Source organism: Microcystis sp. M53598_WE2 (genome assembly GCF_030067735.1).
GTDB classification, from domain to species: Bacteria; Cyanobacteriota; Cyanobacteriia; order Cyanobacteriales; family Microcystaceae; genus Microcystis; species Microcystis aeruginosa.
In genome coordinates, this window is the sequence record NZ_JASJFE010000464.1 from 1 (window position 1) to 6,794 (window position 6,794).

Sequence of the window (6,794 nt, forward strand, 5' to 3'; positions counted from 1 at the left end):
AAGTTTGAGCGTAGCCTACTCTTTCTTGCTTTTCGTACCAAGCTTGTGTTCGTTCGTGGAGAGCTTTGTTGTAAACTAATCTTACACAGCCCAATGTGCGCCGCAATAGCGACTCTTGTTCTGGTGTTGGGTAAAATCGCTAAGAATAGGCTTTTTCCATATCTCGCATTCTAGCATATATCGTGTAAATGCGCTAATATTTAACAGGAAAGCCGTCGTAGAACGACGGGGTTTTAGACCCAAATTTTCGATGAAATTTAGTGAAATTGCCCAAAAATTAAGTCCTTTAGTACAATCCCAGAGTTTGACCGCCTATCCCGACAGAAATCCCCAAATTAAAGCCATAACTCCCATCGAAACCGCCCTAGTCGATACCATTAGCTATATCGAAGGGGGAAAATTTGCTTCCTTTGTCGCCAAAACTGACGCTACTGCCCTAATTCTGCCCCTGGATAGCAATTTACAACAACAGGCCGACGAACGCGGCATCGCTTGGTTAGCTAGTGCCAATCCCCGACTTTTATTCGCCCACGCCATCAAATTATTCTATCAACCCTTTCAGCCCCAACCCTACATTCACGCCACCGCCGTGGTGCATCCATCGGCTAAAATCGGCCATAAAGTCGCCATCGGGGCCCATGCCGTGGTAGAAGCCAATGTCACCCTCGGTGATGGTGTTTGCATTCATCCTAACGCCGTTATTTACCCCGGGGTGCATATTGGTGATCGCACAATTCTCCACGCTAACTGTACCATCCATGAACGGGTACAAATCGGCAATGATTGCGTTATCCACAGTGGCGCCGTTATCGGTGCTGAGGGCTTCGGTTTTGTGCCGGTTCCCGAAGGCTGGTTTAAGATGGAACAATCCGGTATCGTGGTCTTAGAAGATGGGGTAGAAATTGGCTGTAATAGCACCGTTGATCGCCCGGCAGTGGGAGAAACCCGCATCGGTAGCCAGACTAAGATCGATAATCTCGTCCATATTGCCCATAATTGCCAAATTGGCCAAGCTTGCGCCCTAGCAGGACAGGTGGGCATGGCAGGAGGCGTAAAATTGGGCAATCGCGTTATTTTAGCAGGACAGGTGGGCATTGCCAATCAAGCAGCGATTGGGGATGGTGCGATCGCAACCGCCCAAACTGGCATTCACAACGATATCGGGGCAGGAGAAGTGGTTTCTGGCTCTCCCGCTATGCCGCATAAACTATTCCTCAAGGTAGCAGCCGCTTACAAGCGTTTACCCGAAATCTATCAAGCGGTTAAGCAGTTGAAAAAATAGCCCTATTCAGGGGACAGGAGACAGGAGACAGGAGACAGGAGATTATTTTTATTTATTCTCCCTTCTCCCCACTTCCCCACTTCCCCACTTCCCCACCCCCCACTTCCCACACCCCCCACCCTACACCCCACACCCCACACCCCCATCAAAGTGACTCGCAAAAGCAAGGGCGCTATCGCCGCAGGACATCCAAAAACTGCCGAAGCTGGACAATTAATCTTAGAAATGGGCGGAAATGCCTTCGATGCGATAGTTGGCTCGATTTTAGCGGCTTTCGTGGTCGAATTCACCCTCGCTTCGGCGGGGGGCGGCGGTTTTTTACTAGCACATACCAAAGAAAAAGTCAATACCCTTTTTGATTTTTTTTGTCAAACTCCAAAATATAAAAAACCCTTGACAAATATCGACTTTTACCCAGTGGCGATCAATTTTGGTGGTGCTAGTCAAGATTTTCACATTGGCCGAGGTGCGATCGCGACTCCTGGGGCGTTACGGGGATTGGAAACAGTGCAGAAAAAACTGGGAAAATTGCCCTTTGCCGTGGTAGCGGAACCAGCGATCGAATATGCTCGTCAAGGCTACATTTTGAGCCAATATAACGGCTTTTGCCTGGGTTTACTCGCTTCGATCCTGCTCAAAGATAGAGAGGGCTTAAAAGTCTATGCTCCCCAAGGAAAACTCCTCCAAGCTGGCGATCGCTGTGTGATGAGGGATTTTGCCAACAGCTTAGAGGAATTAAGCAAAAAAGGCGTAAAAGACTTTTATGAGGGAGAAATCGCCCACCAAATCGCCAAGGATATGCAGGAGGGTGGTTATCTCACCCTAGAGGATTTAAATCATTACCAAGTCCTTGAGAGAAAACCCCTAAAAACCGAATATCGGGGTTACGAAATACTGACTAATCCGCCTCCTAGTTCTGGGGGAATTCTCCTAGCTTTTGCCCTAAAATTACTAGAAGCAGTTAATTTATCGGCTTTAGAGCATCTAGGAGCCAAACATCTGCAAATTTTAACGGAGGTGATGGCCTTAACCAATCAAGCGCGCGCCCAAGGCTACGATAATTTTATCCATCAGGAGGGAATCGAAGAGCAATTCCTCTCGTCGGAATTTTTAGGCAAATATCCCAATAAATGGGGCAGTACCACCCATATTAGTGTTATCGATGGGGAAGGTAATGCCGCCAGTGCCACCTTTTCCAACGGGGAAGGATCAGCTTATACCGTGCCGGGGACGGGAATTATGCTCAATAATATGATCGGGGAAGCGGACTTAAATCCCTTTGGTTTTCACAATTGGCCGGTTGATCGTCGTTTATCCTCAATGATGTCCCCGACGATGATTTTAGAGGAAGGAAAGCCGCGATTTGTTCTCGGTTCTGGGGGTTCCAATCGCATTCGCACCGCTATTTTGCAGGTTATTAGCAATTTAATCGATTTTCGGCAATCTTTAGCTGATGCGATCGCTGCCTCGCGCATACATTGGGAAAATCAACAATTAGGAATTGAACCTTTAGAAGATCGGGAAAATATGCTCAAAAATCTGGTTTTACCCGCAAATACTCAAGTATCCCGTTGGCAAGAACAAAATATGTTTTTTGGGGGTGTGCATGGGGTGGCAGTGAATGATCGGGGGGAATTAACCGCTACGGGCGATCCGCGTCGGGATGGAGTAGGATTAGTGATTAGGGATTTTTAGGTAATGGGTACAACTTGCAGGCGTAACCCAAGTGCTTGCAAAACCTTAAGAACTGTAGCAAACTCTGGATTACCCTGATTCGACAAAGATTTATAGAGACTCTCCCGTCCCAAACCCGTCTCACGAGCAATATCGCCTAATGCTGCCACTACTAAGCTAGGATCGCCCTCTTCGAGGGCAGCTTCCAGATAAGCGGCGATATTTTCTTTTGTTTTCAAATGATCTGCTGCATCCCAAGGATAAGTCTGAATTGTAGCCATAGAGAACCTCCTATAAGTATTGGGCTAAATCTAATGCTGTTCTAATGTCCCGTTCAAAATCAATCGAATCTTATTTTAGCTGGTGCTTAAAAGACGGTGGCTTTCATGCTCCCGTGTTACTATCGGTAATTAGTAATCGGCCAACATAGTGGTGTGAGCTTATTTACTTCTTATCGTTTACTGTTTACTTTCGAGATACTCATGTTGCTCTTGCGTTATGGTATTACCGTGAGTGCGGTGCTTGGGTTGATTTTCTTGACTGAATCCTCGGTTAAGGCACAAACTCAGTCCGCTGCCGATTTATTGAAGAAACCGCAACCTACTGCCAATCCAGTTTCTCAATTACCCGGTCCATCGGCGGCACCGGCAACCACGGAAGCGGATCCCAAAGCCCCTAATTATCTTAATCCTAGTGGCAATCCCCTAATTTTTCCCACCAAACCGGATGAGGTGAATATTAGGGTAGTACAACCGCTCACCTTAAATCAAGCGATCGAATTAGCTTTAAAAAATAATCAGACCTTACAGACCGCCCGGATTAATTTGGAAATCGCTCGCGCCCAATTAAAGGAACAACAGGCGGCTTTATTGCCCACTGCCCAGGCGGAAACCAGTCTCACTCAAGATCAATCGGCAGCTGCCCAAAGACAGAATAATTTGGCTCGTCAACAGGGCATCCCAGCAGTTACACCCGAGGATAGTACCAACCTTCAGGGTAGTGTTCAGATCGTCTATGGGGTTTATACAGGGGGTGAACGGGCAGCCCAGATCAAAAGGGCCGAAAAAGTGATCCGGCAACAGGAATTAGAGGTGGAACGAGTCTCGGAACAAACTCGTTTTGATGCCACCGATGCCTATTATGAATTACAAAGGGGTGACGCTCAGGTAGCGATCGCCCAAGCCTCGATCGAAGATGCTAGTCAAAGTTTACGGGATGCTCAATTATTGGAGCAAGCGGGACTAGGAACCCGATTTGCTGTCCTACAGGCGGAAGTTGACCTAGCCAACGCTAACCAAGACTTAACCCGGGCGATTTCTAACCAGCGTATTTCCCGACGGCGACTGGCACAGATATTAAGTGTCGGTCAGCACATCGAGTTAACCGCTGCCGATGAGATTCGCGAGGCGGGAACTTGGGGCTTGAGTCTTGATGATAGTATCGTTTTGGCCTACAAAAATCGCGCAGAATTAGAACAACAACTCTTACAACGGGAAATTAGCGCAGAAGACCGCTCGATCGCCATTTCGGCGGTGATTCCCCAAGTGGACCTTCTGGGCGAGTATAATGTCCTCAACGATCTCAGTGATGAAGCTGGTTTTGGCGATGGTTTTAGGGTCGGTGGCCGGATTCGTTGGACTTTCTTTGATGGTGGTCGTGCTTTTGCTCGCGCTCGTCAAGCGGAAAGAAATATCGATCGCGCCGATACGGAATTTTCAACCCGTCGCAATGAAATTCGCCTTCAAGTGGAGGAATCCTACTATAGTTTGATTTCTAACCAAGAAAACATCAAAACTTCGCAAAAAAGCATTGAATCCGCCACGGAAAGTCTGCGATTAGCCCGTTTACGCTTTCAGGCGGGTGTGGGAACCCAAACGGATGTGATCAACTCCCAACGGGATTTAACCGATGCCAGAAGCCGTTATCTACAGGCGATCGTCGATTACAATAGATCCTTGAATAGTCTCCAGCGAGCGATTAGTAATTTACCGGATAATCGTTTGTTTGAAGTGCGTTAATTGTGGGATTTATCGCGGTGTGGTGTGGGGGGAGATAGCCAAATCTCCCCTATTTTAACGAGTTTGGATAATTCTAATCTGTTGTTCCCGCAATTGCTGCAGGGTGGGAGTTTCCTGTAGCTCTTGCACCTGCGGACGCAGATTATTACAACGAGAGGAATTAATGCTACCGCATTGATTTTCGATCGTGTTCTGTCGCCGCTGCTCGATTTGGGGACTGGTGCGAAAGTTTAATTGCTGATTGTATTGGGGATATTTTTGGTAAGCGCAGGATTCAGCCCCCGCTAAACAACGCTCACTGATAGGCAATTGGGCCACGACTAGGTTGCCGCTAACGCAAACCCAACCCAGACCCAGAAACAAACCTGACAATAAAGAATTTCTAGTGATCATCGCCAATATACCTCGGTGATCAAAAAATGTAGTCTCAGGATTGGCGGCCATGACGGTAATTGCCCGGCAGACTCTCGATCATGATTCCACCTCTTTTATTCTAGTCAATTTTTCTCGCCCCGCCCACGATAGCTGAAAACAGCCCATTCCTAGCTTAAGATCACTGGGTTAGCTGATCATAAATTAGACGGCTTTTTTTCTAGGCCGCTTGCAGAACATAGAAGGTATAACCATAGAAGTTGCTGAATTTCTCAAAAAGTTTCATCTCTTCTTCGGTTTCACGAATAACCGATGAGCTACTTGGGCTGATTTCCAGCTGCCCGATTCGCTCACGGAGAGGTTGATAATAATTTAGCCACCAAAGCTGACTGGGCAGCCTCTGGGTAGAAAGTACCTTAAAACCAGACCTATTAGCCCGAACGATATTCTCAAACTCATTACCCATCATAGGATAGGCGTTTTGCCAATAGGCCACAGCCGGCTCTGGCAGCTCATCAGTAAACCAACTCATCTCCGAGATGACGGCGATCCCGTTGTTAGAAACAAGCGGTCGCCAGATTTTAAGAGCCTGCTCAAACCCAAGATTATAAGCAGCCCCCTCAGACCAAAGTAGATCAACTGAACCCACTGACCAATCAAGTTTAGCCATGTCACCATGAATTGGAATGATTAAATGCTCAAGACCAAGCTGTTTTGCTCGGGTTTTGAGTTCGTCGATAAAAACCGACGAGGAATCCACTGCCATGACAGGGCTTTGGTAGTATTGTGCCAGCAGTAAAGCACTAGCACCACTTCCACATCCTAGATCGGCAATTCGCGGCTTGAGGGGCAAAATAGAGAGATTACTCAAAATTTTTAGGGAGAAGTCAGAGTCGCCGGGCCCTTTACGGTCAAGTCCGCGGTGTAAATCAGTTAAAGCGGCAACATACTCAGTTTGATTGTCTGTAGTCATAGAGATTTTTGCTGGCTCTAATAGCTGAAAACAGCCCATTCCTAGCTTAATCGGTTAGGCGATCGTTCCCGTCAGGGGGGAACTAGGACTAGCAGAGGACTTAATCGGCATTCTTCCCGCTAAATAGGCTAAACGTCCCGCTTTTGCCGCCATTGCCATGGCTTGGGCCATCATAGCCGGATTGGCCGCCATAGCGATCGCACTGTTAATTAATAAAGCATCGGCCCCCATTTCCATGGCCCGGGCTGCTTCTGAGGGTGTACCGATCCCGGCATCTACCACCACGGGAATTTGGGACGATTCGATGATAATCGCGATATTTGCCTCATTTTTCAGCCCCTGTCCCGACCCAATCGGCGATCCTAGGGGCATAACCGTGGCGCAGCCGGCCTCCTCTAAACGTTTGGCTAAGAGAGGATCGGCGTTAATATAGGGCAGTACGGCAAAACCTTCTTTAACTAATTGTTCGGCCGCT

7 protein-coding genes and 1 pseudogene are annotated in these 6,794 nt (G+C 47.7%); 3 read left to right on the top strand and 5 right to left on the bottom strand.

All coding sequences use genetic code 11. The features are described 5' to 3' along the window. Positions 1-160 (bottom strand): annotated as a pseudogene (locus PX636_RS09625) (helix-turn-helix domain-containing protein); the annotation flags it as partial. A gap of 90 nt (positions 161-250) precedes the next feature. Between PX636_RS09625 and lpxD the strand changes: the two are divergent. Both lpxD and ggt read left to right on the top strand, forming a co-directional pair. Next, the gene (gene lpxD / locus PX636_RS09630) at positions 251-1,282 is read left to right on the top strand and encodes a UDP-3-O-(3-hydroxymyristoyl)glucosamine N-acyltransferase (protein ID WP_002798603.1); all 1,032 of its coding nucleotides are present in this window, start codon (positions 251-253) and stop codon (positions 1,280-1,282) included. Positions 1,283-1,432: 150 nt separating this feature from the next. Continuing rightward, a complete protein-coding gene (gene ggt, locus PX636_RS09635) occupies positions 1,433-2,977 on the top strand; it encodes a gamma-glutamyltransferase (RefSeq protein WP_288116940.1) in 1,545 nt (514 codons plus the stop codon). Here ggt and PX636_RS09640 read toward each other — a convergent pair. Then, positions 2,974-3,237 carry an addiction module antidote protein gene (locus tag PX636_RS09640; protein WP_002798605.1) on the bottom strand — a complete coding sequence of 88 codons (264 nt, stop codon included), beginning with the start codon at positions 3,235-3,237 and terminating at the stop codon, positions 2,974-2,976. The genes ggt and PX636_RS09640 overlap by 4 nt on opposite strands. A 201-nt stretch (positions 3,238-3,438) precedes the next feature. Between PX636_RS09640 and PX636_RS09645 the strand changes: the two genes are divergently transcribed. Next, the gene (locus PX636_RS09645; protein WP_002798607.1) at positions 3,439-4,974 is read left to right on the top strand and encodes a TolC family protein; all 1,536 of its coding nucleotides are present in this window, start codon (positions 3,439-3,441) and stop codon (positions 4,972-4,974) included. A gap of 54 nt (positions 4,975-5,028) precedes the next feature. On the opposite strand, the gene PX636_RS09650 is transcribed toward PX636_RS09645, so the two are convergent. The 3 genes from PX636_RS09650 to PX636_RS09660 all read right to left on the bottom strand — a co-directional run. Then, positions 5,029-5,418, bottom strand: coding sequence for a hypothetical protein (locus PX636_RS09650; protein ID WP_288116944.1), 390 nt, complete (start codon positions 5,416-5,418; stop codon positions 5,029-5,031). Between the two features lie 148 nt (positions 5,419-5,566). Continuing rightward, positions 5,567-6,319, bottom strand: a complete 753-nt coding sequence (locus PX636_RS09655) for an SAM-dependent methyltransferase (RefSeq protein ID WP_223210693.1) — start codon at positions 6,317-6,319, stop codon at positions 5,567-5,569. 54 nt (positions 6,320-6,373) lie between these two features. Continuing rightward, positions 6,374-6,794: HisA/HisF-related TIM barrel protein (locus tag PX636_RS09660; protein WP_288116946.1), on the bottom strand; the 421-nt coding region annotated here is incomplete at its 5' end.